The 26354-nt window shown below is 49.5% G+C and carries 23 protein-coding genes; 13 read left to right on the top strand and 10 right to left on the bottom strand.

Features of this window, described 5'->3' with window-relative positions:
* Window positions 1-111: 111 nt before the first annotated feature.
* Window positions 112-1548, top strand: a complete 1437-nt coding sequence (locus tag KW844_RS20775) for an MBOAT family protein (RefSeq protein WP_218378707.1) — start codon at window positions 112-114, stop codon at window positions 1546-1548.
* A gap of 1 nt (window position 1549) precedes the next feature.
* Complete coding sequence (locus KW844_RS20770; RefSeq protein ID WP_218378706.1) at window positions 1550-2560, top strand: hypothetical protein; 1011 nt, start codon at window positions 1550-1552, stop codon at window positions 2558-2560.
* Here the strand turns inward: KW844_RS20770 and KW844_RS20765 are convergent.
* Window positions 2523-2963 (bottom strand): PepSY-like domain-containing protein, encoded by a 441-nt coding sequence (locus KW844_RS20765; RefSeq protein WP_218378705.1) that lies wholly within the window; start codon window positions 2961-2963, stop codon window positions 2523-2525. The genes KW844_RS20770 and KW844_RS20765 overlap by 38 nt on opposite strands.
* Before the next feature lie 93 nt (window positions 2964-3056).
* On the opposite strand from KW844_RS20765, the gene KW844_RS20760 reads away from it, so the two are divergent.
* The gene (locus KW844_RS20760; protein ID WP_218378704.1) at window positions 3057-3659 is read left to right on the top strand and encodes a hypothetical protein; all 603 of its coding nucleotides are present in this window, start codon (window positions 3057-3059) and stop codon (window positions 3657-3659) included.
* On the opposite strand, the gene KW844_RS20755 is transcribed toward KW844_RS20760, so the two are convergent.
* Window positions 3660-4448: an acetolactate decarboxylase gene (locus KW844_RS20755; RefSeq protein ID WP_218378703.1), complete on the bottom strand. Its 789-nt coding sequence runs from the start codon at window positions 4446-4448 to the stop codon at window positions 3660-3662. It abuts the gene before it with no gap.
* 102 nt (window positions 4449-4550) lie between these two features.
* Between KW844_RS20755 and KW844_RS20750 the strand changes: the two genes are divergently transcribed.
* The gene (locus tag KW844_RS20750) at window positions 4551-5039 is read left to right on the top strand and encodes a GNAT family N-acetyltransferase (RefSeq protein WP_218378702.1); all 489 of its coding nucleotides are present in this window, start codon (window positions 4551-4553) and stop codon (window positions 5037-5039) included.
* Window positions 5040-5042: 3 nt separating this feature from the next.
* Window positions 5043-5516: a MarR family winged helix-turn-helix transcriptional regulator gene (locus KW844_RS20745; RefSeq protein ID WP_218378701.1), complete on the top strand. Its 474-nt coding sequence runs from the start codon at window positions 5043-5045 to the stop codon at window positions 5514-5516.
* On the opposite strand, the gene KW844_RS20740 is transcribed toward KW844_RS20745, so the two are convergent.
* The 4 genes from KW844_RS20740 to KW844_RS20725 form a co-directional block, all read right to left on the bottom strand.
* On the bottom strand, window positions 5513-6724 hold the full coding sequence (locus tag KW844_RS20740) for a hypothetical protein (RefSeq protein WP_218378700.1): 1212 nt from the start codon (window positions 6722-6724) through the stop codon (window positions 5513-5515). The genes KW844_RS20745 and KW844_RS20740 overlap by 4 nt on opposite strands.
* A gap of 15 nt (window positions 6725-6739) precedes the next feature.
* A complete protein-coding gene (locus KW844_RS20735) occupies window positions 6740-7120 on the bottom strand; it encodes a hypothetical protein (protein WP_218378699.1) in 381 nt (126 codons plus the stop codon).
* Between the two features lie 128 nt (window positions 7121-7248).
* Entirely contained in the window at window positions 7249-7695 is a 447-nt protein-coding gene (locus tag KW844_RS20730; RefSeq protein ID WP_218378698.1) for a hypothetical protein, read from the bottom strand.
* A 161-nt stretch (window positions 7696-7856) separates the two neighbouring features.
* The gene (locus tag KW844_RS20725; RefSeq protein ID WP_218378697.1) at window positions 7857-8897 is read right to left on the bottom strand and encodes a LacI family DNA-binding transcriptional regulator; all 1041 of its coding nucleotides are present in this window, start codon (window positions 8895-8897) and stop codon (window positions 7857-7859) included.
* 215 nt (window positions 8898-9112) lie between these two features.
* On the opposite strand from KW844_RS20725, the gene KW844_RS20720 reads away from it, so the two are divergent.
* From KW844_RS20720 to KW844_RS20690, 7 genes are read left to right on the top strand one after another with little or no spacing between them, the layout of a single operon-like run.
* Window positions 9113-12133, top strand: coding sequence for a TonB-dependent receptor (locus KW844_RS20720; protein WP_218378696.1), 3021 nt, complete (start codon window positions 9113-9115; stop codon window positions 12131-12133).
* A 27-nt stretch (window positions 12134-12160) separates the two neighbouring features.
* Window positions 12161-13657 (top strand): RagB/SusD family nutrient uptake outer membrane protein, encoded by a 1497-nt coding sequence (locus KW844_RS20715; RefSeq protein ID WP_255578558.1) that lies wholly within the window; start codon window positions 12161-12163, stop codon window positions 13655-13657.
* The gene (locus KW844_RS20710; protein ID WP_218378695.1) at window positions 13623-14441 is read left to right on the top strand and encodes a sialate O-acetylesterase; all 819 of its coding nucleotides are present in this window, start codon (window positions 13623-13625) and stop codon (window positions 14439-14441) included. Before KW844_RS20715 ends, KW844_RS20710 begins: the two co-directional genes overlap by 35 nt.
* A gap of 6 nt (window positions 14442-14447) precedes the next feature.
* Window positions 14448-16994, top strand: a complete 2547-nt coding sequence (locus tag KW844_RS20705) for a glycerophosphoryl diester phosphodiesterase (protein WP_218378694.1) — start codon at window positions 14448-14450, stop codon at window positions 16992-16994.
* Window positions 16991-18733: a sodium:solute symporter family protein gene (locus tag KW844_RS20700; protein WP_218378693.1), complete on the top strand. Its 1743-nt coding sequence runs from the start codon at window positions 16991-16993 to the stop codon at window positions 18731-18733. The genes KW844_RS20705 and KW844_RS20700 overlap by 4 nt, the downstream gene beginning before the upstream one ends.
* 26 nt (window positions 18734-18759) lie before the next feature.
* Window positions 18760-21036, top strand: a complete 2277-nt coding sequence (locus KW844_RS20695) for an FAD-dependent oxidoreductase (RefSeq protein ID WP_218378692.1) — start codon at window positions 18760-18762, stop codon at window positions 21034-21036.
* A gap of 11 nt (window positions 21037-21047) precedes the next feature.
* Complete coding sequence (locus KW844_RS20690; protein WP_218378691.1) at window positions 21048-22970, top strand: hypothetical protein; 1923 nt, start codon at window positions 21048-21050, stop codon at window positions 22968-22970.
* Between the two features lie 91 nt (window positions 22971-23061).
* Here the strand turns inward: KW844_RS20690 and KW844_RS20685 are convergent, their stop codons facing one another.
* From KW844_RS20685 to KW844_RS20675, 3 genes are read right to left on the bottom strand one after another with little or no spacing between them, the layout of a single operon-like run.
* Entirely contained in the window at window positions 23062-23454 is a 393-nt protein-coding gene (locus KW844_RS20685) for a DUF1634 domain-containing protein (RefSeq protein ID WP_218378690.1), read from the bottom strand.
* A gap of 5 nt (window positions 23455-23459) precedes the next feature.
* Window positions 23460-24293, bottom strand: coding sequence for a sulfite exporter TauE/SafE family protein (locus KW844_RS20680; RefSeq protein WP_218378689.1), 834 nt, complete (start codon window positions 24291-24293; stop codon window positions 23460-23462).
* A 3-nt stretch (window positions 24294-24296) separates the two neighbouring features.
* Window positions 24297-24950 (bottom strand): FadR/GntR family transcriptional regulator, encoded by a 654-nt coding sequence (locus KW844_RS20675; RefSeq protein WP_218378688.1) that lies wholly within the window; start codon window positions 24948-24950, stop codon window positions 24297-24299.
* 165 nt (window positions 24951-25115) lie between these two features.
* Between KW844_RS20675 and KW844_RS20670 the strand changes: the two genes are divergently transcribed.
* The gene (locus tag KW844_RS20670; protein ID WP_218378687.1) at window positions 25116-25418 is read left to right on the top strand and encodes a DUF493 domain-containing protein; all 303 of its coding nucleotides are present in this window, start codon (window positions 25116-25118) and stop codon (window positions 25416-25418) included.
* Between the two features lie 66 nt (window positions 25419-25484).
* Here KW844_RS20670 and KW844_RS20665 read toward each other — a convergent pair whose 3' ends face one another.
* A complete protein-coding gene (locus KW844_RS20665) occupies window positions 25485-26150 on the bottom strand; it encodes a hypothetical protein (RefSeq protein WP_218378686.1) in 666 nt (221 codons plus the stop codon).
* Window positions 26151-26354 lie beyond the last annotated feature (204 nt).

Here is a 26354-nt window from a genome sequence, read left to right as displayed (position 1 = left end):
CGGGGATGAATATCTGTAGTTTACTTTGAATTGTTGGGGGAAATCTTTACTTTCGGACCAACGATAGTTTGCCAGCTTTGGCTGAAAGGTAAACCCCCTCTACTTATATCTATGGTATTCAACTCCTTTGAGTTTGCGCTATTCCTGCCAATCGTGTTTGTATTGTATTGGCTGGTAGCAAAAGGCTCCCTGCTGTTTCAAAATCTGGTGTTGCTGGCGGCCAGCTTTGTGTTCTACGGAATGTGGGATTACCGTTTCCTGTTCCTCTTGTTTTTCTCCATCCTGCTGGACTATACTTCCGGCCTGCAGATTCATGCGGCCAAAACGCCCAGGGCTAAGCAATGGTGGCTGTTTGCCAGTATTGTCATCAACCTGGGATTCCTGTTTTTTTTCAAGTACTACAACTTCTTTGTGGATTCATTTGCGGACCTGCTGCGGACCTTCGGGTTGCAGCCGCATGTATGGACGCTTAAGATCATACTGCCTGTTGGCATTTCGTTTTATACTTTTCACGGTCTTAGTTATGTGATAGATATTTACCGGGAAAAGGTAACGCCTACACGGAATTTCAATAACTACGCGCTTTTTGTAAGCTTCTTTCCTTTGCTGGTGGCAGGGCCTATTGAAAGGGCTACACACCTGTTGCCGCAAATTGAGCAGCCGCGGCGCTTTGAGCTGAGTAAAGCGGCTGACGGGCTGCGGCAGATTCTCTGGGGCCTGCTCAAGAAAATGGTGATTGCAGATGGCTGCGCCTTTTATGCCAATCAGATTTTCGATAATCCGGATGCCTATTCCGGCAGTACGCTGGTGGTGGGAGCAGTATTGTTTGCCTTCCAGATCTACGGCGATTTCAGCGGGTATTCAGATATGGCGCTGGGTATTGCGCGACTCTTTGGCTTTGAATTGCTGCGCAATTTTGCCTATCCCTATTTTTCGAGAGACATTGCGGAGTTCTGGCGGCGCTGGCATATTTCGTTGTCGTCCTGGTTCAAGGATTACGTGTACATACCGCTGGGAGGTAGCAGGGAAGGGCGTTTCAAGGCCATTCGCAATACGTTTATCATCTTTTTACTAAGTGGGTTCTGGCATGGTGCCAACTGGACGTTTATCCTTTGGGGTGGTATTCACGCCTTGTATTTTCTGCCGTTGCTGCTGGCCAACCGTAACCGCAAAAATATGGAGATTGTTGCGCAGGGGCGCCGGTTGCCGTCGGTACTGGAGTTGTGGCAAATGCTGCGGACTTTTGCGCTGGTGACTTTTGCCTGGATTTTTTTCCGGGTGGAGAATATGACGGAGGCGGTTGTTTATATCAACGGTATTTTTTCTTTTTCTATTATGGAGATGCCGGTGATTTTTCCGAAAGGCTTGCTCTTGCTCACTACGCTATTTCTGTTAGCGGAGTGGCAGGGGAGGGAGCATCCGTATGCGTTGGCTAATCTGGAGCCGCGATGGCCGCGGCCAGCGCGCTGGGCATTGTATACTGTGCTGCTGTTTTGCCTGATCCTGCTTAAATCTGAACAACAACAATTTATCTATTTCCAATTCTGATATGAAAACATTCCTGATACGCCTGCTCATTTTCGGAACCCTTTTTACAGGGCTGGTATTGGCATCTGCCTATAAACTGGCACAGCCAGGGGAAATGGACTATGTAGGTGGAATTGTGATCAAACATAAACGGCTAAACGAAATAAAGGGGCCACGGCTGATATTTGCAGGGGGCTCCAATATGGCTTTTGGGCTGGATAGCAAAGCTGTTGAGGAGGCTACGCATATGCCCGTAGTAAACCTGGCGCTGCATGGTGGGCTGGGGCTCGATTTTATATTGGAGGAACTGAAAGATGTGGTGCGTGCGGGGGATATGGTGGTACTGTCACCGGAGTATTTCCTGGAGGAAGGGCGTTATGAGCTGGATGCCGCTGTGGCGGCGTTTATGCCGGCATCTGAAAAATATTTCAAACACGATTTTTATACTGTGTTTAAGTACAGTGTGGAGTCGCGCTTTACGCAGATTGGCTATAACCGTGATTACCTGATGGCTGGCTGGCGTAAGCGGAACGCGCCGCCTGAAAGGGATTATGCGGCGGAGGTATATTCCCACAAAGCTTTTAATAGTTATGGAGATGTAGTGGCACATTTGGATTTACCGGCTTATGGTGCGCCGAAAGTTCCGCTGAAACTACATGCGGGATATTGGGATGGCATACCAAAAATCAATGCTGCCAGCAAGGTGCTGGAGCAAAGAGGGGTCAGGTTTTATTTTGTGTTTCCGGCGTTCTGCCAATCATCCTACGATAATAATATTGCCGCAATTAGTACTCTGGAAGTTAGTTTGCGCAAGGATCTGCGTATTCCGGTGATTTGCCGGCCGCAGGATTTCGTATATCCGGATACGTTATATTATGATTCGTATTACCATCTCACCAAAACAGGCAGAAACCTGCGTACGCAACAGCTGATTAAAATAGTACAGCCATTGACGGCGGAGCTGCATGCGGAAAAAATGCTGCTTACCAACACTGCTACCAATAGGCCACATCAGCCGCAACCGTACCGTTAGCATTAAACACTACCTTCTGATCATGTGGCTCACCATCGAGCTCTACCTGGTAATAAACTTTTCCGTTTTTCTCCAGCCGGTCTGCATCATCAATGCGGAAGCCTTTGTATTGTGCCGTGATGGTATTGCGAACAGCTGTAGGTAACTCGCTGGCGGGGATTTCACGTTTATACGTCTGTAGTTTGCCGGCAGCATCGTAGAGGGCTTTATAATCACGTCTGTCGATATTAAATTCCGCCTCATACAGGTTGCCTTTCATTTCCCAGTCTACTTTGGAAGTACGGGGGAATTTGAGCTTAAAGGCCTTAACAATCGCTACCGGTACCTGGCTGGATGGGATGTCCTGCGCTACGGCTGTGCCCATGAAGGCTCCTAGTAATATGGAAAGCATGAGTTTTTTCATGATCTTTTTTATTCTTTTAACAACACAGGGCGGGGAATGTTCCAATTGAACAACGGGGCGCATGAGAATGTTATAGTGGCATAACATATTCCCATGAAAACATTCTGGAAAAATCTCAGACGAACAACCGCAGCAGGAGCGCTCCTGCTGATACCAGTATTGGCGGTTGTGTTTTTAATATTGAAAATAGTAGAGGTGGTGAAGAAGATAGTGATGCCGGTGGCGCATCATTTCCCTATTGAGATTCCAGGCATTGGCAAGGAAACGCTGGTGACTATTTTGTTACTATTGATATTGTGTTTCCTGGCGGGATTGTTTATGAAGTCGAAACCGGCGCAGCGTTTTAAATACTGGCTGGAAACAAAGATATTGACGCATATTCCGGGGTATTCCTATCTGCGTGCATTGTCAACCGATAAGCTGGATAGCCGGGATCAGTCGTGGCGCCCTGCCAGTGTGTTGATTGATGGCAACGAGGTGATTTGTTTTGTGGTAGATGAAACGGAAAATTATTACAGCCTGTTTTTTCCGGGGGCGCCTACGCCCACTTCTGGAACGGTGTCGGCGCGATTAAAAGGGGATGTGCGCTTGCTGCCGCTGAGTGTTAGTGAAACGTTTTCGATTATACGCCAGCTGGGAGTGGGTGCTGCTGCTGCCCTGGAAAACCTGGACAAGCAGCAGCCGCTGGCAAAGTAATTAATCCTTACTGCCCCTTTCCACTTGTTTGATATCTTCTGCTCTGTTCTGGTGGAAGTCGAAATGCCGGAACGCTTCTGTATCCGGAATTTCCACCGTGTAGCTTTCTAATTGGTCTATTTCAATGGTCACGCCTGAGAGGGTGAGGTCTACTATATGCCCGCCATGTTTTTTATCGGCCGATAAAAAATGAAAATGATACCCCGAGATATTCGTGTTATCCATATAAGCGGGTAATCGGTACCCCACCAGTTCCCCCTCAACATTTTCAAATTCAAAGAATTTTTGCAATGGGATCATGCTGGCCAGAGTGGGGTAGGGGTGATTGGTAACCGGTGGGAAAGCCCGTGTTTTCAGGTATTTGAATTTCCCTTTGATATGCACGGCGTACATCGCGTTTTTTTGTGGCAGGAGTGTATCCAGCATGGTAAAGAACATGGATTTGCTGATTACTGCCGGGGCGCGGAGTCTGCGTTTGCTCACAAACGGATGCACCATGGCAAAGGATACCAGGTGGCTGCCGGGGAGTACATTGGTGGCGCCGGTGGCCGTGGTTTGATAGGCTACCCCGTTGAGCACGATCAGTTCCCCATCTATTTTATCCGGTGCGCCGAGGCCGAAGTTGCCTTGTTGCAGTAGTTTGCTGACTGGATAAAATCCTTCGAACAGTCCGCCCATCAGGCCTGAAGCTATACCTGCGGTAAAGAGGTGATGGGGCTTTGCCTGCTGGGCGTTTACAGGGTGATATAACGCAATGGTTACTATCAATAGGATCAAATACCTTTTCATGGGGTAATTTTTGTTTTATAAAGATAACATCTTACAGGACTGAAAAAAAACTTGTATTTATGTAGTTAACTACGTAGTTTTATACATAAATTGAAATAGCTTATGGAAAAGGACATCAGACTGATTTATAATGACGCCTGTCCGCAGGTAATTGATATCATATTACCCATTCAGGTACAGGAGTTTAATGTACCAATTACCGCAGCGGATCAACCGGATCTACAGGACCTGGAGGGCAGTTATCACCAGGGTGGTGGCGGATTTTGGGGCGCCTATGTGGATGGGGAGCTGGTGGGCACTATTGCCTTGATTAATACCGGGCACGCTGCGGGTGCTATCCGCAAGATGTTTGTGAAAAAGGAATTCCGGGGCAGGGAGCTGGGATTAGCGCAGGCGTTGCTGGAAACGTTGATGATGTATGCGAAAACGGTGGGCATCCGCGATTTGTATCTGGGCACGGTGCCGCAACTGAAAGCAGCATTGCGGTTTTATGAGCGCAATGGATTTGCGCCGATTGCTGCGGAGAATTTGCCGCCTCACTTTCCCAGAATGGCGGTAGATACTTTATTTTACCACCTGGAAATAAAATAAGGTATGAGTAACGTAATAAATGAATCGGGCATTTTGGCGATTTCCACGAGGCTGCAACGCCTGGCTGATAGTCTGCGTAAAGATGGCCAGCAGATTTACAAGGCTCATGGTATTGACTTTGAGCCCAAATGGTTTCCGGTGATTTATACCTTGTATTCGAAAGATACCATGAGTGTGATGGAAATTGCGGCGGAGATAGGTTATACGCATCCTTCGACGATCAGTCTGCTGAAAGAGCTGGAAAAACAGAAACTGATCCGCTCCCGGAAGGATAAGCAGGATGAGCGGAAGCGATTACTCACCTTATCCGAAAAAGGGCAGGAGCTGGTGCAGCAGATGTTGCCGGTATGGAAGCGTATGGAAAAAGCACTTACCGCGTTAACCAATACGAGCAACAACCTGATGGCAGCTATTGCTGAAGTGGAAGCGCAGATGGAAGTGAAAGGATTTTTTGAGCGGGAGCGGGGGATACGCTAAAACAAACTGAACTTCTCCGGCAAGGTAATTTTTATGTCAAGATTGGTGATAAAGCTACCCTTTCCCGCGGTGAAATTATGATCAATGCCACCGTAAAAATTGAACCATAGTCCGTCCAGGGGGTTGAACTCCGCGCCTATGTTCAGGAAGCTATGGTGTTCGGCATAACGACCACGGTATTGATACTGAAACTCCCCGAAGCCTTTGACCCGGTTGGTGCCCAGCAGGTATCTAACGGGTACGGATATATTGAAATAGTTATTAGCATCCTGTTTCAGCACTGTATCCTTGGAAATGCCGGCGTTCACGCCGAATAATGTTTGTCCGTTTTTACCGGTACGCAGGGCATAGGTGCTCCAAAATCCAACCTGTGCAAAGCGGATATTGCCCACCAGACTATCTCTTGAAGCGCCCATCACGGCAAGGGCAAAGTCGAGTTTATCCGCATTCCAGTTTTCCCTTTTATATTCTTTTTTGAAGTTCGCAAACCAGGCGTCGAATTCGGGGGCTTTGGTGTTGTATATATACTGGTCATATGCATTGGCCCAGCTGCTGTCTGTTTTTATTTTTTTATGGAGATAGTAATCCCAATCGGGTAACTGGTCTATTAATGCAGCGTTGCGGATGAGGAGGGAGTCCGCCGGATTTTCTGCCATGGCCCATTCTTTTACCGCATCCAGATTTTTTGCGGCAAAGGCTTTACGGATGGCCCGTGTTTCCAGTCGCAGTCCGCCCAGGGCATCAATAATTTGTCGCAGCGCTTTGCGGTCGGTAGCCATATCCCCTTCATCAATCACGTTGATGCGGAAGCCCAGCGCCAGCTTGCGGGCATTAACACCCAAAGTGGTATCGCGGGAACTACCCAATGACACGCGGAAGCTGTGCCAGGTGCGGTATTGTTTATAGTGCTGGTCCAGCTGAGCAACCGTTTTTTTCGCATTCAGCAGCTGTGCTGGCGCTAGTTCCAGCGCAAATGCCCTGGGGATAATAATTTTATCTCCCTGAAAAAACTCCGACATAGCTACTGCTACCGGCATAGGGGTGGAAGGCCGCAGGAGGTTGGAAGGCCCGGTACCTAAGCTTTTGAATGCCGGCATATCCGGCACAATGAAATTGAGCCGCATCTTGCTAAGTGTGAGGGAGTCCAGCTGCTGACTACGGGCGGCCATGGAAAACAGCAACAGGGCACACAGGAAATATCTAAACATAACGGACCTACGAAATTAGCTGGCCAGCAGCCGGATGAACATAATGGTGTATTGACCTTTGCCGGTAAGTACACCTGTTTCTTCTACAAACCCCAGGCAGGCATTATCCTGCCATATTTCCAGGCGGATGCGGTAACCGGGCGACTGCACCGGGTTCAGGCCCACATAGGTAGCGTCCAGGATTACCCGGCGGCCGTGGAGCAGGTCAGGGGTGAAGGGCAGACTGGCTATGTCGTCTTCGGGATTGAGATTGTCGCCCTGCAGGAGACTGATCGTATTATTGCTGCCGGCTTCCCGTAATATGATTTCATAGTTGACAGGAGCAGTGGTGCTCAGCGGGAAAATCGCTTTTGCACGCAAGGCGCCGCCATCGGGTTTGAAGTAAACTTCCTTCATGGGTGGGGAGTTGGTGATTATTGGCCAGGTTGATGTAGGTCAGGTGTTTTTGCAAAAATAGGTAACGGGAAGGAGAAGGGCAAATGATAATGGTTTCTTGTTCCACAGGTTTTGGTTGAACTGCAATATTACTTAGTCTGTCCTGCTTCGTACTCCCATTTCCGTTGTATGCTGCGCAGCTTAATCCAGTAGGGGCTAAGCACTGCTACCAACACAATCATCAGCAGGGCGTTGGCAGATAGGATCATGCATAATACAGCTGCAGTGATGAAAATAACAGCAATGACATTATTAATGCGAACAGCTTTTTTCTTTTCAAGTATCACAGGCAGGCCCATTAATAAAAATAAGATGGACGAAAAAAATGCAGAAACCACTTCTACATTTATTGGTGAAGATATCAGCGGATCGTTGGTGCTATCTGGCAATATTACCAGTAGGAGTGTAATCAAAGTATTAATAGTGCCTATTACAATCGCTGCCCAGGCGTAAATCTTCGCCACAACCGGTAATAAATCTTTCCTGCGCAGTGTTACGTCAGGGAAATCTGTTCCAAAAATGCTCTCTTGTTCCATTGGTATAGGTGATAGCCAACAAAATACAACTTTTGCCGGACTCATTCAATCCTGCCCACAACAACCTGTGAACAACATGCTACAGCCAGCCAGGCTGGTACTGATTTTTAAGCCTCCATCAGTTGCTGAAAGCGTGGGAACGGCAATACCCCTGTAAATAACTAATTCGTTTTTGCCACAGTAGATTCCCGGATAATCAGTTTAGTAGGAAGCTGCGTCGTAGGCGCCTTTTTGATGCTATAATCATTTTTCACTTTTGCGTTCAGCTCCTGCAGCAGCATCTCGGCGGCCATGCGGCCAATTTCGCCCGTTGGCTGCGCTACCGTGGTGAGGCCGGGATATACCAGTCCGGCGGACAAGTCGTTACTAAAGCCTACAATGGCGATGTCGTGCGGTATCCGCAATCCTTTTGCTTTCACCACTTCCATGGCAGCAATGGCAGTAGGGTCATTGATGGCAAACAACGCATCCGGTGGTGTTCCCAGGTCCAGGAAATGCTTCATGTAAATTTTTACTTTTTCTGTGGTGAGATCATAAGACAGCACCAGGTCGGGGTTATAGGGGATGTCATGTTTTTTCAATGCATCGATATACCCCTGACGGCGCAGCCTCGAGTTCACCAGTGCATCCGGACCTGCCAGGTGCGCAATGCGCCTGCGACCTATACTGATCAGGTGTTCCACTGCCTGGAATGCTGCCTCGTAATCATTCACAATTACGTTCGGCACGTTCAGCTCATCAGGCACCCGGTTAAAAAACACGAGGGGTACACCCCGGCGCTGTGCCAGTGTGAAATGGTCGAAGTTCCTCGTCTCCTTGGTATGGGATACAATTATACCATCTACCCGATAAGACAATAACAACTTCATATTAGCCACCTCTGTTTCGTAAGATTCGTTTTGCTGGCAGATTACCACGTTATAGCCCGCGGCCTGCATCACGTCCTGCACGCCTACTATCACGCTGGGAAAGTAGGTGGACATAAACTCCGGTACCATGATGCCTACCGTATGGGTAGTATGCTTACTAAAGCCCAGTGCCAGCGAGTTTCGCTGGTATTCCATGGTGGAGGCCAGCTCCATTACTGCTTTCCGGGTGTGCTCCTTCACATTGGGATGCCCCGTGAGTGCCCGCGATACGGTAGATTTTGAGATGTTTAATTGCTTCGCAATGTCAATGATTGTCGTGTATTTCGATTTCATACGTGGATAGTTTAGCGCAACCGGGATCAAAAATAATCATTTGGGAACTATCCCAAAATATTGGGACCGTTCCCATGAAAAATAATTCCCAAAATATTTTGAATGCTCAGATTGTTTGGCAAAATTGAGATCGAATTATTCCATGTTATCGGAGAATGCGCCTTAATTGACAGGCTGCTAATTATGAATCCCGACAAACACCAAGATCCACAGTTATGATGAAACAGTTCACTAAATTAATGGGAATTTTCCCAATTTTACTCATCCCAATGCTGACGTTTGGTCAGCAGCTGACGGTGAAGGGTAAGGTGACCAGCGCAGAAAACGGAGAAACACTGCCTGGGGTAACCGTCAGAGTCAAGGGAGCCTCCGAAGGCGCCGTCTCAGGGGTAGATGGCCGCTACTCGGTTACAACAAAACAGGGGGATGCCACCCTCGTATTCACTTATACAGGCTATCTTTCTCAGGAAGTACCGGTCAATGGTCGTACTACCGTTGACGTAGTATTGCAGACCGACAACAAAGCCCTTGACGAAGTGGTAGTGGTAGGTTACGGTACACAACAAAAAGCTAACGTTGCCGGCTCCATCGCCTCGGTAAAAACCGGTGATCTGAAACAAACACCTATTTCAAACGTGGTACAAGGCCTCCAGGGCCGCGTATCAGGGGTGCAGATCACTCAAAACTCCTCCGCACCAGGCGGTAGCATCAGCATGCGTATCCGCGGTGTCAACTCTATCAACGGTACCTCCGAACCACTCTACGTAGTGGACGGGGTACAGCTATCCAACTCCGGGGGCGTAAATGATATCAGCTCCCTTTCTATTATCAATCCAAATGATATTGAATCGGTAGCGGTACTCAAAGATGCCTCTGCCACCGCCATCTATGGCGCCCGCGGCGCTAACGGCGTAGTCCTCATCACCACCAAACGCGGTAAAGCAGGTAAAACCATCGTTACCTATGACGGCTATTATGGGGTGCAAAACACCACCAAACGCATGGACATGATGAACGCAGCAGAATTTGCCGCCCTGGAAAATGAAGTCTATAAAACAACCGTGTACGCCAACCCGGAAACACTGGGCGAAGGGGTGGACTGGCAAGACCTCATCTTCCGCACCGCCCCTATGCAAAGCCACCAGGTATCCGTAGCCGGCGGTAGCGAAAAAACGCAATTCGCCTTGTCTGGTAACTACTTCAAACAAGAAGGGGTGCTCATCAGTTCGGACTTCACCCGCTATTCCTTTCGCCTCAACTTCGACCATCGCGTTAGTAATGCAGTGAAAGTAGGCGCCAGCATGCTTACCAGCTTCGTTGTCAATAACAGCATCCCTACAGGTTCTTCCAGTATCGATGCCGGCGCTGTAACTACCAGCATTCTCGGAGCCGCCATGGGCGCACCTCCTACACTGAAGCCTTACAACGAAAACGGTGGCGTTCTGCCTTTCGGCGACCAGATGAACAGCCGTTACCGCGAAGTGGTAAACCCACTGGGCCTGGCACAGATTCTGAACCGCGATAAAATCAACCGCACCCTGGGAAATTTGTATGCTGAAATTACCCCGCTGAAAGGACTGACCTATCGCGCTAACTTCAGCCCGATCCTGTCTTCTTCTCTCAATGACTACTACTCGCCGCGTTCTATCGTGAACAGTGGTGATCTGTCCAGCGGCGCAGGTAAAGCGCAGAAGAATAATTCCAATACGCTCGTACTGCTGTTCGAAAACATCGTTACCTATGAAACACGCATTGGTAAAGAACATTCGTTAAAAGCAACCGGCGTATTCGCTACCCAAAGCAACAGTGCAAATTCCAATAGCATCAATGCCAGCAACTTCCCCAACGATGCTACTGCCAACGAAGCAGTGCAACTGGCTACTATCAGAACTGTAAACAGCAATCGTTCAAAAGACAGACTGGACTCCTACATGGGTCGTATCAACTATGGTTTCCGCGATAAATACCTGCTGGACCTGATCGCCCGCGTAGACGGCTCTACGAAGTTTGGTGAAAATAATAAATATGGCTTCTTCCCCGCCGCAGCTTTCGCATGGCGCGCTTCTGAAGAACCATTCATTAAAAATATCAATGCCATCAGCAATCTGAAACTCCGCCTTAGCTACGGTACTACAGGTAACGCCGGTGCTATCGATGCTTATAAATCGCTCTCCTTACAAGGTACCAGCGGCCAGTATTACTTCAATCACGAACCGGTAACTGGTATCAGCCCTACCGGGATTGCCAATAAGGACCTGAAATGGGAACGCTCTGTGCAGGCCGACTTCGGTTTTGATCTGGGACTGTTCAGAGACCGTTTGAATGTGACCGCCGACATCTACCACAAAAAGACAGATGATCTGCTGTTTGTTCGCGCCCTGCCAGGATCTTCGGGATATGCTGATGTAACAGGCAACTTTGCCAGCATGGAAAACAGAGGTATTGAACTTTCTGCGGACGCTGTGCTGGTGGAACGTGCCGTGAAATGGTCTGTTGCAGGTAACATCTCCTTTAATAAGAATAAACTGCTGAGTCTTGCCGGCGGCCTCGACGAATACGCTGTCAGCAACTACCAGGTGATGCAGATTGGCCAGCCTTTAGGTTTGTTCAAAACATATGTGTTTGATGGGGTATACCAAACGGGGGAAGCCGTGCTGGATGGCTCTGGTAGTCGCACCGGTGGTATGAAAGTGAAAGACCTGAATAATGATAAAGTAATCAGTGCAGAAGATCAGAAAGTGGTAGGAAACGCCAATCCGAATTTCATTTACGGCTTCTCCACCAACCTGAGCTACAAGCAATTTGATTTCAGCGCTTTCTTCTCTGGTACACAGGGCAACAAAGTATATAACCTTACCCGTTACTCTTTCGAAAATCCACTGGGTAGCAGAAATATGTATGCTGCATTAGTGGATCGCTGGTCACCCACCAACCCATCTAACGAATACGTGAGTGGCTTCCAGGGTGGACGTTTACCGCTGACAGACCGTTTCATGGAAGATGGTTCGTTCCTGCGCTGCAAAAACATTACACTGGGCTACAGGGTTCCAAAAATCAAAGGCATTTCTTCAGCAAGAGTATACGTGAGCGCTAACAACCTCTTCACGGTTACAAAGTACACCGGCTTTGATCCGGAAGTAAACAGCTTCGGCAACTCTAACAAACAAATCGGGGTCGACAACCTGGTATATCCTACCGCGCGCTCGTTCCTCGTAGGTTTACAGGTTGGCTTCTGATGTTTCATTTCTTAAATTGTAATTCGCATGAAAAGTATACTTAAATATAGCGTGATTGGTTTGCTGGCAATGTCCTGCTACGCTTGCAGCAAGCTGGAAGAAACACCTTATTCTTCAATATATACAGAAAGTTTCTATAAAACGGCTGAGGATGCAGAGGCCGCACTGGCCGCAGTGTACAGCAAACTGGCAGATCTGTATGCAGGTCCGTCGCCATTGCTGGTGGCAGATTTAAGCGCTGATCAGATTTATCCTCGTCCGGTGGTAGGGAGAGATACATATACGCTGTTCAGCTTTGACCCGCAATACAGCGCGGTAGTGAGTTTTAGCCGCACAAACGAATCTCCGATAGACATATGGAATAACAGCTATGGCGGCATAGAAAACGCCAACTGGATTTTGCAGAAAGTGCCGAACACCGTGATGTCGAACAACACCCGTAAGAACCAGATCCTCGGAGAAGCGTATTTCCTCCGCGCTTTCTTCCACTGGATGCTGACCAAAACTTTCGGTGATGTGGTGATCAGAATTAAACCCAGCCAAACGCTGACAGATGCTTATGTGCCCAAGAGCCCTAAGGCGGATGTATATAAACAAATCTTCCAGGATCTGGATTCAGCAGAAGCATTACTGCCTGACTACAGTGCCGGACTGGTAAAAGGTCGTCCGTGCAAACAGGCCGTACAGGCCCTGCATGCAAAGGCTGCCTTGTATATGGAAAACTACGCACTTGCCATCCAGGAAGCAGAAAAAGTAATCAATGCCGGCAGCGGCACCGGATTGATGGATGAATTCCAGGATGTTTTCGATGTAACAAAAGAAGATGCGGCCCGCAAGGAAAACCTCTGGGCTTTTGAAGCTGAGTCTGTGGCTAATGGCCGTACCTCACAAATCATGAGCTTGTATGGCCCTACGGGCGCTGCGGCTCCTGCCTACGGTAAAGGTTCTTTTGGCTCTGCATTTGTGTACCCTTCCTTTTTCAAATCCTTTGATCCAAAAGATAAACGCCGTGCTCTCCTGGATACCAACTACGTAAATAAACAAGGCGTAATTGTACCGCAATCTGCTATCACACCAATTACCAAGGAAGGGGTGCTGATGAGAAAGTATGCGGACCCTAATTCCATCGGCAATGCACACGCATCCAATATTCCGATTCTGCGTGTGGCGGATGTATACCTGATTGCTGCTGAAGCAGAAGCAAGGTTGAATGGTCCTACCAATAAAGCCTATACGTATATCGATAAGGTTAGATTGCGTGCCGGACTAAATGGACTTCCTACTGGCCTTGGTGCTGCTGAGTTTATCGCAGCAGTATTGCAGGAGCGCAGCTGGGAGCTGTTTGGTGAAGGTGACCGCTGGTACGATTTATCGCGCACCGATACCTACCAGCAGGTAGTGCCGAAAGCAGTGAATGATGTGTTCCCAACCAGGGCACCACAGAAAAGAAATAAATATTTCCCGATTCCTCAATCAGAAGTGAACGCGAATGACAAGCTGGATCAGAATCCTGACTGGAAATAGCCTGATGGTATTGTTAACCGGTATATCACTAACGTCAACGGCACAACGTAGTATTTTCCTGGCTGCAGGGCAAAGCAATGCAGTAGGGAAGGGGGACAGCAGTGCGTCTGTACATCCTGCGCCGCAAACGGCCTGGGAATATAAATGGGAACATAACACCCTTGTGCCTTTGCAGGACCCGGCAGGAGAAAATTACCAGTATCTCCAGCAGGCAACCACAGGCAGTATGTGGCCGGCATTTGCAGATGCCTTTCACCAGCGTACAGGCGACACCGTTATCATTGTGCCGGCAGCCAGAGGAGGTGCCTCCTGTCACCAGAAAGCCCGCCTTGGGGATATGGATACCTGGGATATCTCCGGGAATCTCTTTAACGCCGCTGTTGCCAAAACAAAGGCAGCAGCGGCCCTTTCAAAGGGTTCATTAAAGGGTATCATCTGGTTACAGGGAGAGAGAGATGCCAATGCGATTAACAGCGGTGTATTGCAACCGGACGAATACAAGGCGGCCTTAAGCGATCTGATACGCCGTTTCAGAAAAGCATTGGGTGCCCGGCTTCCCTTCTACATTGTGCAAACAGGCAATTACAAAGGCCACCCGGAAACCGGCTTCAACGAAGTGCGGAGAATACAGGCGGAGCTGGCACAGACCATGCCGCAGGTATTCATCGTATACCGCGATACGCCTCAGTTTCCCGCTAAGCACTGGATGACAGATGATATCCACTATAATCAAAACGGATTAAACCATATCGGCGCAACTGTAGCAGACGCCGTGAAAAAATAGTTTGGTATGAGAAATTGCTTGTTGCTATTATCACTGTTTATTACACCCGGACTTTTCGCGCAGCAGCGACTACAAAACAACCGCCTGCTGCTGGAATGGAAGCAAACTAACCAGGGCTACCAGCTCCAGCATATTACCGCTGGCGGCCGGCAGCTGTCGCAGCCTTCCGGAGAGTATCTGGTGATCTACTCGGCCGATAAGCCGGACACCGTCCCGGATATGCGCCTGGCTGATTCCCACCCCGGAGGATTCCCACTGAAAGATTATATCTACCTCACCAAAAACTGGGAACGCAACCTGGGCCCGGTGGCCATGAACACCGCAGGAAAGGCGATACGGTTCTTTCCGTCGCAAGCCACGTCATCCAATGGCAGCCTGGAATTCCGCGCAGATAATGCCGAATGTAACATCACATCTGCCTGGAAACTGGATAACAAAAATGAAAACGATATCCTGGTAAGTATCACCCTCACCGCCAAACAAGCAGGCTATTACTCCATTGCCTCTCCTACGCTGGCAACGGTAGCGAAAAATAAGCCCGACTTTGCCATGGTGCCGGGTTACTTCCAGAGCAACACGATAGAACCCGACCTGGTGCTGGCTTACGCATACGGACAAGGCATCCCGAACAAACCCGTGGTATTCCGGGAACGTGCCGCTTCTACCTTGAGTCCGCTCGTGAGCAGCAATGGCATCACCATGGCAGTAATCCCCGATCCCGGCACCGGCCGCGATCCCTGGGAGAACGACCGCAACACTCACAGCCAGTGGAAACTAGGCCTCTCCGTGATGAATCGCGCCGGGCAGTATACTCCCGTCGCCTATCACCCGGTGCTGGGCCAGGAAGATTCGTATATGCGTGCAGGTGAGCAACGCACCTTTTCCTTCCGCTACACCGTACAAGCGGCGGATTGGTATACCGTTTACAAACACGCCATCAACGATGTATATCGCTTCCCGGATTTCCTGAAGCTGAAAAATACACGCACCTCCCTCACCGGCAGAATCATGGCTATGCTGCATTACCTCGGTAACGACAGTACTTCCATGTGGCGTACCTTCACCTACAAAGGCCTGGAAATAGGCGCGCAGCAATACCTGGGCGGCGTGGTTGGCTCCTCCGGCGATGCCATGAAAAACTCCGACTACGGTGCTATGTGGATGCTGGCCAATATCACCAAAGATACCACCCTGCTCAGACACCGCCTGCCCGCAGCACTCAACTTTAAACTGGTGCAGCAACAGGAAGAACCCGGATTTTTCCAGGGCGCCGCAGTAGGGCAGTACTACCTTTGGAAAAGACAACGATTTACAGAGGAATGGGGGCACTATGTAGAGCCGATCGCGCTCACCTATTACACCATGCTGGATATCGGCAATATCCTCCTGTTTGAGCCCCATAACACGGCATTACAGCAGCGCCTGCGCCTCGGTGCCGATAAACTGCTGGAATGGCAACATAGCGATGGCCACTGGGAAGTAGCCTACGACGAAGCTACCAGACCAACGTTTACGGATATACCGGATCTGAGGCCCACCTTCTACGGACTGCTGGTAGCCTACCGTATCCTGAAAGATCCAAAGTACCTGGCAGCCGCCCGCAAAGGAGCCGACTGGCAAATTAAAAACGGAGTGGATAAAGGCGCCTACCTCGGCGTATGCGGTGATACCCGCTTTGTTGCCGACTTTGCCACCGCCCAAACCGTGCAGGCCATGCTGGATTTGTACGACCTCACAAAAGATAAACGTTATCAAAATGCCGCTGTCAGCGCAGCAAAAGTTTACACGGCATCTATATACACCCACCCGATACCTTCCACAGAACAAAAAACCGTGAAAGGTACACAGCGGCAGGACTGGGAAATTACGCAGACAGGCCTGAGCTTTGAACACGGGGGGAGCCTTGGTTCTGCCAATCCGCACGGACCAATTATGCTGGCGAGCCACGCCGGTATGTTTGTACGCATGTTTGGCCTTACGCACGACTCCCTTTTCATCAACATGGCGCGTGCCGCTGTGCTGGGCCGCGATGCCTTTGTAGACCAGCCCACACAGGTAGCCTCCTATTACTGGGATGTGATGAACAAAGGTGCAGGTCCTTACCCGCACCACGCCTGGTGGCAGGTGGGACTACTCACCGATTACCTGGTGTCAGAAATCACCTTACGCAGTAATAAACAAATCAGTTTTCCGCAAGGCTTTGTAACGCCGAAAGTAGGACCACATACCAGCTATGGCTTTGCGCCGGGTACAGTGCTGGGCGCCGCTGCCAACCTGTATATGCCGGATGGTATGCTGACAGCCGGGAACCCGTATGTGGACTATCTCTGCGCCCGTAGTACCGACCAGCGCACCGTATATGTGATGCTGCTCAATAACGACGATGACACGCAGCAAAGCGTGATTAACATCTCCCCCAATCAGTTGAAAAATACTAAACACGTGGAGCTGCTGGGTGCTGATGGAAAACCGGAGAAACAGGCGCTGACCGGCAACAGCTGGAAAGTGACGATTCCTGCGTATGGACTGAAAATTATTAAAATCCGCTCATGAGTACATCAACGATAGATACAGGCGTCATATTTGTGTTTTCTGCCTTTGTGCTGGTAATAGGCTTGTTGTTCGCCCGTACCGGTCGGAATATGAAATCCTTTTTTGCAGGGGGAGAAGCTGTTCCCTGGTTCATTGGGGGCCTCTCGCTCTTTATGAGTTTCTTTTCAGCAGGCACCTTTGTGGCCTGGGGAAGTATCGCCTATAAATACGGTTTCGTATCCGTCACTATTCAGTGGACCATGTGCCTGGGAGGCCTAATCACGGCCTTTCTGCTGGCACCCCGCTGGAAACGTACCGGCGCACTGACCGCCGCAGAATTCATCCGCCAGCGCCTCGGCGCTCCGGTACAAAAATTCTACGTATATACGTTCCTGATAGTATCACTCGTAAATAAAGGCGCGGTGCTATATCCGGTGGCTAAACTGGTAAGCGTATCATTAGGGTTCCCGCTGGTGCCCTGCACCATTGTACTGGGACTTATGATGATTGCCTACACCGCAGTGGGTGGCCTCTGGGCCGTAATGGTAACGGACATTCTGCAGTTTGTAATACTCACGGCTGCGGTGATGCTGGTGCTGCCATTGTCGCTCGACCATGCCGGCGGCTGGCAACAGTTTACGCAAAACGTACCGGAAGATTTTTTCTCCCTCGTCAATGGTGAGTATACCTTCGGTTTCATACTGGCGTTCGCGTTATACCACATCAGCTATATCGGTGGTAACTGGACTTTCGTGCAACGCTATACCAGCGTGGATTCGCCGAAGTCGGCCAGGAAAGTGGCGCTGCTGTTTGCCGGACTATATCTCATAAGTCCTGTCATCTGGATGCTGCCACCCATGATATATAAAAGCATCAATCCTGCACTGGCGGGACTCAATGCAGAAAATGCCTACCTGGAAGTATGCCGGCTGGTGCTTCCGCCGGGGCTTATGGGCCTGATGCTGACGGGTATGTATTTTTCCACTTCGGCAACGGCTAACACCACGCTGAACGTGACTTCTGCGGTTATCACCAATGATATTTACAAGGGCGTGGTAAATCCCGGCGCTACCGACAAACAGCTGATCCGCGTTGCACGCCTGTCCGGATTGTTGCTGGGCATCGGCATGATCGGTATTGCACTGATGGTACCGATGGTAGGAGGGATGATAGAAGTGGTGATCAGTATTGCTGCCATCACCGGTGGGCCAACCTTACTGCCACCGCTGTGGGCACTGTTTTCGAAGAAGCTCACGGGTCGTGTAGCCTACATCATTTCAGCGCTGTGTTTGGCGGTGAACCTGGTGTTTAAATTTTTAGTGCCGATGGTGAGTGCCCTGAAATTGTCGCGCTCCCAGGAAATGTTGCTGGGCGCAGGTTTACCGTTCTTACTGTTACTACTATACGAATTTGTACTGGCAGCACGTAAAGGACCATCAGTGGATTACCAGCAGTACAAGGTTTTCCGCCAGCAACAAAAAGAGCAGGCTGCTGCGCAGTCGCCCGAAGAAGTAGACGCTATTCACCGGCAGAATGTTTTCGGACTACGCGTCATTGCCTTCTCCCTCGCATTTACAGCAGTATTACTGTTTATACTGTGTGCCCTGGCTGCTACCGGAAAAGTGCTGGTAGCCGTGATTGCATCAGTGGTATTACTGGCCGCCGGCATTCCATTGCTGGCATTGCGCAAGCTTAAATTAAAACAAATACATACTCCCTCGGGAAACAGAATCATTCAAGAAAATAATGTGGCATCCTGATGATTGCAGGATAAAAAATCAAGCTTATGTTGAAAGAACAGTCCATTGAAAGCCGGGAATTAAAAACAGCGGAATATAGAGCAGATCTGGTAGTTACAGGCGGTGGTTTAGCAGGTGTATGCTGCGCTATCACCGCAGCCAGAGAAGGGATAAAAGTTATTTTGGTACAGGACAGGCCTGTGCTGGGAGGGAACTCCTCCAGCGAAGTGCGTTTGTGGGTACTGGGTGCTACCTCACATATGGGTAATAACAATCGCTGGGCCAGGGAAGGAGGCGTGATCGATGAAATCATGACGGAAAATATCTGGCGCAACCCCGAAGGGAATCCGCTGATCTACGATACCATCCTGCTGGAAAAAGTAACCAACGAACCAAACATCACCCTGCTGCTGAATACAGCTGCCTTTGAGGTGCAGAAATCCGGTGATGATACCATTGAATCCGTTACAGCGTTTTGTAGTCAGAACAGCACTTTATATCACCTGAAAGCCCCTTTGTTTTGCGATGCTTCCGGTGATGGTGTGGTAGGTTTCCTGGCTGGTGCCGCCTTTCGCATGGGCGCAGAAAGTGAGTCAGAGTTTGGGGAGAAGTTTGCGCCCTCCAAGGAATATGGTGAATTACTGGGGCATTCGCTCTATTTCTATACAAAGGATACAGGTCGCCCGGTGAAGTTTGTACCACCGGCATATGCCCTTAAAGATATTACTGAAATCCCGCGTTACAAACGCATTAACGCACAGGCACAGGGTTGCCAGTTCTGGTGGCTGGAATATGGTGGCCGCCTGGATACTGTGCATGATACTGAAGCCATCAAGTGGGAGCTCTGGAAAGTAGTATACGGTATCTGGAACTATATTAAAAATTCCGGCGAATTTCCGGAAGCGGAAACCATGACTTTGGAATGGGTGGGGCAGATTCCCGGTAAGCGGGAGAGTCGCCGCTTTGAAGGAGATTACATGCTTTGCCAGCAGGATATTGTAGAACAGCGCACGCACAAAGATGCCGTGGCTTTCGGTGGCTGGTCTATCGACCTGCACCCTGCTGATGGCGTGTTTAGCGAAAAGCCTGCCTGTAACCAATGGCATAGTAAGGGCGTGTACCAGATTCCATTCCGCAGCATGTACAGTCATAACATCGGCAACCTGTTGCTGGCAGGGCGTATCATCAGTGCTACACATGTGGCATTTGGCTCCAGCCGCGTGATGGGTACCAGCGCCTGTGCAGCGCAGGCAGCAGGAATGGCAGCGGTATTGTGTACCCGCCACAACGTACAGCCGAGGGCGTTATTACAGGAAGATAAAATGCAGGAGCTGCAGGTAGCGCTGGTGCGCAATGGTCAGTACATACCACAATTGGTGGCAGCTGATCAGCAGGACCTGGTGGCAGGTGCAGCCATTACTGCCAGCAGTGAATATATATTGAAGGAATTAGCACCAGATGGTGGTACTATAAAGCTGGATGCCTCTATGGGCCAGCTATTACCGCTCAGGGCCGGTCAAATACCTGCTGTTACTGTATTTGCTGAGGTACAGGAAGATACGGAGCTGGTGATATCCTTACGTACCAGTAGCCGGCAGGTGCACCATACGCCTGATGTAATTTTACAGGAGCTAACGGTACCGGTTATACGTGGTGCGCAGGAATTGACGATCAACTTTGATGTAATATTGCCGGAGGATAATTATATCTTCCTGTGTTTTATGAAGAATCCGCTGATCAGTCTGAAAAGCAGCAGTGATAGGGTTAGTGGTGTGCTGACGGTGTTCAATAAAACAAATCCGGCCGTGTCTAACTACGGTGCGCAGGTACCAACGGAAGATATCGGCGTGGAAGCATTTGAGTTCTGGTGTCCGGAACGCAGGCCGGCAGGTAAAAACCTGGCGCTGGTGATACCGGAAGGCATTGCCTTGTTTGGTGCGGAAAATATCCGGAACGGGATCAATCGCCCTACCCATCAGCCAAATATCTGGCTGGCGGCAGAAGGGGATGCCGATCCTGCCATTACGCTCACCTGGCCCGAAAAGCAAACCATCCGCGAGATAGAGCTGGTATTTGATACCGACTTTGATCATCCGATGGAGAATGTAATTTACCATCATCCTGAAACGGCGATGCCTTTCTGCGTACAGTCGTTTGTGTTATGTAACGATAAAAAAGAGGCGGTGCTGAAGGTGACGGATAACCATCAGTCGCTGCACCGGATTAAGCTGAAGGAGCCGCTGCATACGGGCAGTTTAACGCTGCACCTGCAAGGCACGCATGGCGGTACGCCGGCGGGCTTGTTCGCCATCAGATGTTACTAAAATTTTACTTTATGCCAAAGCATTTCCTTACTTCACTGATCATAGCGGCGGGCTTGGCTGCCGGTGGCCCCGTTGCGGCTCAAACCAGCTTTACGCCGGATGCCCACTGGGTATGTGTAAATCAGACGGGTTATAACACCAATGCCCCCAAACGCTTTACTGTGCCTACGGCTTTGCAGGGAACTGTATCCTTTTACATCACCGCAGAAGGGGATAATACCCCGTTATTTAAAGGTACTGCCAGTAATGGTTTGGGAGACTTTACCGCCTTTACGCCAACGGATACACGTAAACGCTATGTGATTCATGCACAGGGAGGTAGTTTGCCGGAAGGAGTTTCCTATCCCTTCTCTGTAGCCCCTTACCAGCTGGAGCGGGCAGGTTTTCTGCCATCGGTATGGTTTATGAATGACTCCCGCAGCATGACGGGCACGCACCATTCGGCCTATGGTGGCTGCCCCTGGAGGGATGGTACTTATTATTCCTACGAGATTCCATCGCTGATCTGGATGTATCTTTCTAACCCGAAAGTATATACGGAGCTGCCGGCTACTATCTCTTACGATAGCCTGAAGGCAATGGTGCTTAGTGCGGATTATAAACCTACCAAGGAGCGTAATGATGAAAGCGCACTGGCTGCCACTAAAAAGTATTTTACGACCATAGAAAAACCATTGGGCAAAAGAGTGCCGGATGTTATTATGGACCTGCACTGGGGGCTTGGCTACTACATGGTGAACCCTGAAACGCAGGACCCTAGCGGTGATCCGTTGCCGAAGCAATTGCATCCGCAAACGCTGGCACAATTTGCTTATTTTCTGTATGCCTGTCCGGAGCTACAGCAATGGTTCTCACAAAAATATTATCGCCAGGTACTTGATTTCACATTAAACAACTGGCAAAAAATCGGGTTACTGGATATACAGCGGGAAGTAGGCACTACGAAAGGCCGCCACGCACCTGGTTTTTCGGTATTGCCTAATCTGCTGATGTATGAAGTGGCCAGGCGGGAACAGCTCCCGGATGCCGCTAAATTCATGCAGGCAGCCTATAATCAAACCGCCTGGATCATCGACTCCTTATCGCTGCAGGTGCCGCTTAATACCAAAGGGCAGCGCATGAGTGAATACAACCTGATGACGGGCCTGGCCACCTTCCAGCTGCAATATCCCGACAAAGCACCTGCCGGCTTACAGCAAAAGATTACTGAGTGGGCAGATGTGGCCATCAGCAGATCCGAAAATGCCTGGGATTTCAGGCGCTATGACCTCGATAGTAACTGGACGGTTCCGGAAATGAACGAGGTGGGTAATGTGGCGGGCTTCCCTGCCTCCGCACTGCTCGCTGCCGCTGTCATAAAAGATGCCGGCAAAAAGGCAAGACTGGAGCAGCTGGCTTTCTCTCACTTCGATAACCTGTACGGCCGTAATCCGCTGAACGTGCATGCTGCACATCATCCTGAAATGGGCTTTACCGGTATCAGCAAAGGTTATCCGAGGGGTTATCATGAAAACGTAACGGCACGGCTGGAATTGTGCCGCGGTACCATCAGTTGTGTGCCAGGTACAGAAATGTACCCCTTCAATCCAACCGGGAAGGACCGTCACCTGGAAGGCTGGGTAAACCACAATACTGCATGGAATGTGAGTCTGGCCGTGCTCAACTGGTACGATAACCGCCCGCAGGCGTTTACCCGTGAAAAAGATGGTTTGAAAATCACCTGGCAAGCGCCGTTGATGCCGGGGCAAACCCTGCCAGTGAAGTTGCTGGTAAATGGCAAAGTTAAAACAACCGTAAACCTGAAACCTGCTAACGGCAACGACTATACGGCAGTAGTGCCGGTGAGTCAGCTCAAAGGCGTGAAGCAGGGGGATAAGGTAACGGCAGTATACGGGAGCGGGTTTCTGGCGAAAAAGCTGGAACTTACGATATAGCGGCATCACTGCCGGTTAATCCGGGAACGTTGTTCCAGCATTAGCCGGCAGTCTTATGTCCGCCGCGGGCGGGGATAAGACTGCCGCAGGGTCAGACTTTCAATCCCCCAAACATACTAAACAAGATCACCGCCAATACCAGTGCAGTAATCCCTACGTACAGCTTATCTTTTTCTAACGCAAACGCCCCCAGCGACATCACAATCCGCAGGATGGGTGTGGCCAGCAGTACCATTACCCCCAGTTGAATTACTTCTGTGCTGCTAAAGGTGGCGGCTCCTTTTAGGATACCACTGAAAGTGGTAAATTCTTTTCCTTCACTGTGGAAGTGTTGGTAGTTGGGTACCAGGGCACTGCCCATTTGTATCAGGTAGAAGATACCCCCTGCCAGTACGATGCCGCTGGCTGTAAATACGCCGTACCGCAGCATTTTGCCCACGAGTACTTCCACATCTCTATCCACTAATTTTTTTATAAAGCTCATTGCAGTTAAAATTTATGGTGAAGGCCATTATACATCATTTCCAGCGCTATAAAGGCGATGGCTGCGCAGAAGATATAGCGTAGGGTACTTGCGTTAATCACCTTTAATAAACGCGCACCGGTGAATGCTCCGCCCAGCACGCCCAGTACCACCGGGAAGGCAATATCCGGAACAATGTAGCCACGCTGCAGGTAAACCACCGCGCTGGCTGCTGCTGTTACACCAATCATAAAATTACTGGTGGTGGTGCTCACTTTAAAAGGAATGCGCATGGTGGAGTCCATGGCCAGTACTTTGAGTGCGCCGGAGCCGATACCTAGCAATCCGGAGAGCACACCGGCAACCAGCATCATGCCAAAGCCTCCGGCAACATTTTTCAGTTCATAATGTACTATCCCATCTTTGGTAGGGTAGCTATTGTTGAGTTTTAGCAGGTGAGATAGGCGGCTGCCCTGTTGCAGCGCCTGTTCGTTTTTGCGACGCAGTGTCATGGCGGCAGAGAAGAGCAGGACAACGCCGAGGAGGATGGCGATGGTGTTGGTAGGAGTGAAAACCGCAATCACGGCACCACATACCGCACCTATGGTGGTAGCTATTTCGAGAAACATCCCCAGGCGGATGTTGGTGATTCCTTCTTTGATGTAGGCGCTGGCGGCGCCGGATGAATTGGCAATAGAGGCCAGTAGTGCGGAGCCTATGGCATAGCGCATGTCTACATGGAATACCAGTGTTAGCAGCGGAATGAGTACTACGCCGCCGCCCAGGCCGGTGAGAGAACCCAGCAGGCCGGCCACATAGGCCGCTGCGAGCATGATCAGTGTAAAAGTTAAGACGGTCATGGGTTAATAGTTGTTGTCAATAATTTCCTGCATTACCTGCAAGGCGGCTTTCGGTTTTTTTGCTTTGATGGCTTTGTACAGTTGTTCATGCAGGTGATGGCTGATGGCGAAGTGGCCCACGCCGTTCTTATCGCGTTTGCTGAAGAAATCCCGTATCACCACGGTGAAGCGTTGGTAGAGGTCTGCCAGCACTTCATTTTGCGTAGCCCTGGCAATAGCCGTATGAAAGGCAATATCGGCGTCGGTGCAGGCCTGGTTGTCGTTAGCCATGATTGCCGCTTTGCGCAGCTGCAACTGCTTTTCTATGGCTGCCAGCTGGGCGGCAGTATGGTGTTCCGCGGCCAGCTTCACTATTTCCGTATCCAGCATGCGGCGTACCTGGTTGATTTCTTCGAAGTCGGCCCGGCGCAGCCGCTGGTCCAGCGACTCCGGCTGGATGTCGTTGTTCACAAACGTGCCGGCGCCCTGCTGTACGCGGAGTATGCCGCTGTTGGCCAGCGTTTTAATAGCCTCGCGAATGGTAGACCTGCCCACACCGTATTGTTCCATCAGCTCCGGCTCTGCCGGGATTTTAGTGCCGGGCTTGTATTTGCCCCGGGATATGTCTTTCTGAATGGCGCTGATCACCTTATCAGAGAGTTTAGGTAGGTGTTCCATGTTACAAAGGTATGATGTTTGTGTAAACATCAGATGTTTTATTTTGGCAATGCATTTTCCATAGAGATAGAAATGGGCGTAATGCAGGGTTTTTTCGCCGATTCTGCCTATTTTCGTAGTTGATTTTTTAACTGAGGGGCGACCCCGTCAATAGAACGAAAGCATATGAGTACAAACGCAAATAATGCCAACACCGGTGCAGATCCGTATGAGAACTTCAGGACGCTGCTGCAGAAAAATGTGAGTTTCCCTTGTAACTATACCTTCAAGTTTATTGTGAAAGTGGATGATCAGAAACATGATCAGGTCCTGGCGGTATTTGCTGGCACAGATGCACAGATCACTGAAAATAACTCCTCCCAGGGGAAATACAGGTCATTTAGCGTGGTAGTACCGGTAAAAGATGAGGAAGAAGTAATTACTTTTTATAAAGAGGTTTCCAAAATTGAATCTGTAATAATGTTATAAATGCAACAGGGGCGGCGCCATTTGCGCTGCCCTGTTGTTCAATAAGAAGTCTCCAAATTAGCTATCCTACTTAATCACGGCAGGATCTTCCATATACTGGATATTTATCCGGCTGAGTTTATTACTGCTGAAATATAATGATATTACATATACACCAAACGTCTCGGACGTTACCAACGCACTGGCCGTAAACTGCCATAAATTCCACTTCTTCATTTCAACATCAAAACCGGCTGAGAGTGGTTTTCTGCCTGTAGCGATTTCATATCTGGCGTGGTATGGCCACTTCTCAAAGATTTTACTCATTTTGGATTGTATCACAGTAGCTGAATCTCCAACTGTTAAGTACGTATCAGTGTTAGCAGGCCATTTGTCAAGGCTGTAAGTACCATCTGGTCCGGACCACATAATTTTTGTGATGCTTTGCTCGTAATCAATGCTTACTACGCCGGCAGAGTCCACCCCATGTATCAGGAACCTATTGTAGAGTGTTGGATCGCTTTTGAAATCAGCGATTTTTTCATACTGTGTTCGGGGGATGCGATATACAGATTTTACACGTAGGGGGCTCTGTAGCGTCTGTAGTTGTTGATACACCTGTTCCGGGGTGCTCCCGATGATGATGCCCCATCGGCTCCCCTGGGTTACATCTTCATTCGCAGGAATGGTGTCATCTTTTTTGCACGACCACAATAGTATTACTGGCATTAACAATAAAAGCAAGGTTCTCATTTGGTTGATATTATTTATTATTGCTGAATTTCGTCCTTTTTATTGATTAATTTGTTAGTTCAGGATGTAAATCGGTGGGTATCAGCCGATCTTAATTTGGATATTGGTTCAGCTTTTTATCATGTAAAAACCGGAGATTTTAACGCGCCAATTTTCAGAATTGTTAAAGTATTGACATATTTCGATATCTTGTAGGTACAATTG

Source organism: Chitinophaga sp. sic0106 (assembly GCF_019219075.1).
GTDB lineage: Bacteria > Bacteroidota > Bacteroidia > Chitinophagales > Chitinophagaceae > Chitinophaga.
Note: the sequence above shows the minus strand (reverse complement) of the source record. Positions and strands in the feature narration are given on the sequence as shown.

Coding starts and splice junctions, on each gene's coding strand:
- KW844_RS20700 (WP_218378693.1), top strand. CDS start 16,991: ATGAGTACATCAACGATAGATACAGGCGTCATATTTGTGTTTTCTGCC.
- KW844_RS20665 (WP_218378686.1), bottom strand. CDS start 26,150: ATGAGAACCTTGCTTTTATTGTTAATGCCAGTAATACTATTGTGGTCG.
- KW844_RS20680 (WP_218378689.1), bottom strand. CDS start 24,293: ATGACCGTCTTAACTTTTACACTGATCATGCTCGCAGCGGCCTATGTG.
- KW844_RS20705 (WP_218378694.1), top strand. CDS start 14,448: ATGAGAAATTGCTTGTTGCTATTATCACTGTTTATTACACCCGGACTT.
- KW844_RS20670 (WP_218378687.1), top strand. CDS start 25,116: ATGAGTACAAACGCAAATAATGCCAACACCGGTGCAGATCCGTATGAG.
- KW844_RS20755 (WP_218378703.1), bottom strand. CDS start 4,448: ATGAAAAGGTATTTGATCCTATTGATAGTAACCATTGCGTTATATCAC.
- KW844_RS20685 (WP_218378690.1), bottom strand. CDS start 23,454: ATGAGCTTTATAAAAAAATTAGTGGATAGAGATGTGGAAGTACTCGTG.
- KW844_RS20695 (WP_218378692.1), top strand. CDS start 18,760: ATGTTGAAAGAACAGTCCATTGAAAGCCGGGAATTAAAAACAGCGGAA.
- KW844_RS20690 (WP_218378691.1), top strand. CDS start 21,048: ATGCCAAAGCATTTCCTTACTTCACTGATCATAGCGGCGGGCTTGGCT.
- KW844_RS20740 (WP_218378700.1), bottom strand. CDS start 6,724: ATGTTTAGATATTTCCTGTGTGCCCTGTTGCTGTTTTCCATGGCCGCC.
- KW844_RS20710 (WP_218378695.1), top strand. CDS start 13,623: ATGACAAGCTGGATCAGAATCCTGACTGGAAATAGCCTGATGGTATTG.
- KW844_RS20765 (WP_218378705.1), bottom strand. CDS start 2,963: ATGAAAAAACTCATGCTTTCCATATTACTAGGAGCCTTCATGGGCACA.
- KW844_RS20735 (WP_218378699.1), bottom strand. CDS start 7,120: ATGAAGGAAGTTTACTTCAAACCCGATGGCGGCGCCTTGCGTGCAAAA.
- KW844_RS20760 (WP_218378704.1), top strand. CDS start 3,057: ATGAAAACATTCTGGAAAAATCTCAGACGAACAACCGCAGCAGGAGCG.
- KW844_RS20770 (WP_218378706.1), top strand. CDS start 1,550: ATGAAAACATTCCTGATACGCCTGCTCATTTTCGGAACCCTTTTTACA.
- KW844_RS20715 (WP_255578558.1), top strand. CDS start 12,161: ATGAAAAGTATACTTAAATATAGCGTGATTGGTTTGCTGGCAATGTCC.
- KW844_RS20725 (WP_218378697.1), bottom strand. CDS start 8,897: ATGAAATCGAAATACACGACAATCATTGACATTGCGAAGCAATTAAAC.
- KW844_RS20750 (WP_218378702.1), top strand. CDS start 4,551: ATGGAAAAGGACATCAGACTGATTTATAATGACGCCTGTCCGCAGGTA.
- KW844_RS20730 (WP_218378698.1), bottom strand. CDS start 7,695: ATGGAACAAGAGAGCATTTTTGGAACAGATTTCCCTGACGTAACACTG.
- KW844_RS20720 (WP_218378696.1), top strand. CDS start 9,113: ATGATGAAACAGTTCACTAAATTAATGGGAATTTTCCCAATTTTACTC.
- KW844_RS20675 (WP_218378688.1), bottom strand. CDS start 24,950: ATGGAACACCTACCTAAACTCTCTGATAAGGTGATCAGCGCCATTCAG.
- KW844_RS20775 (WP_218378707.1), top strand. CDS start 112: ATGGTATTCAACTCCTTTGAGTTTGCGCTATTCCTGCCAATCGTGTTT.
- KW844_RS20745 (WP_218378701.1), top strand. CDS start 5,043: ATGAGTAACGTAATAAATGAATCGGGCATTTTGGCGATTTCCACGAGG.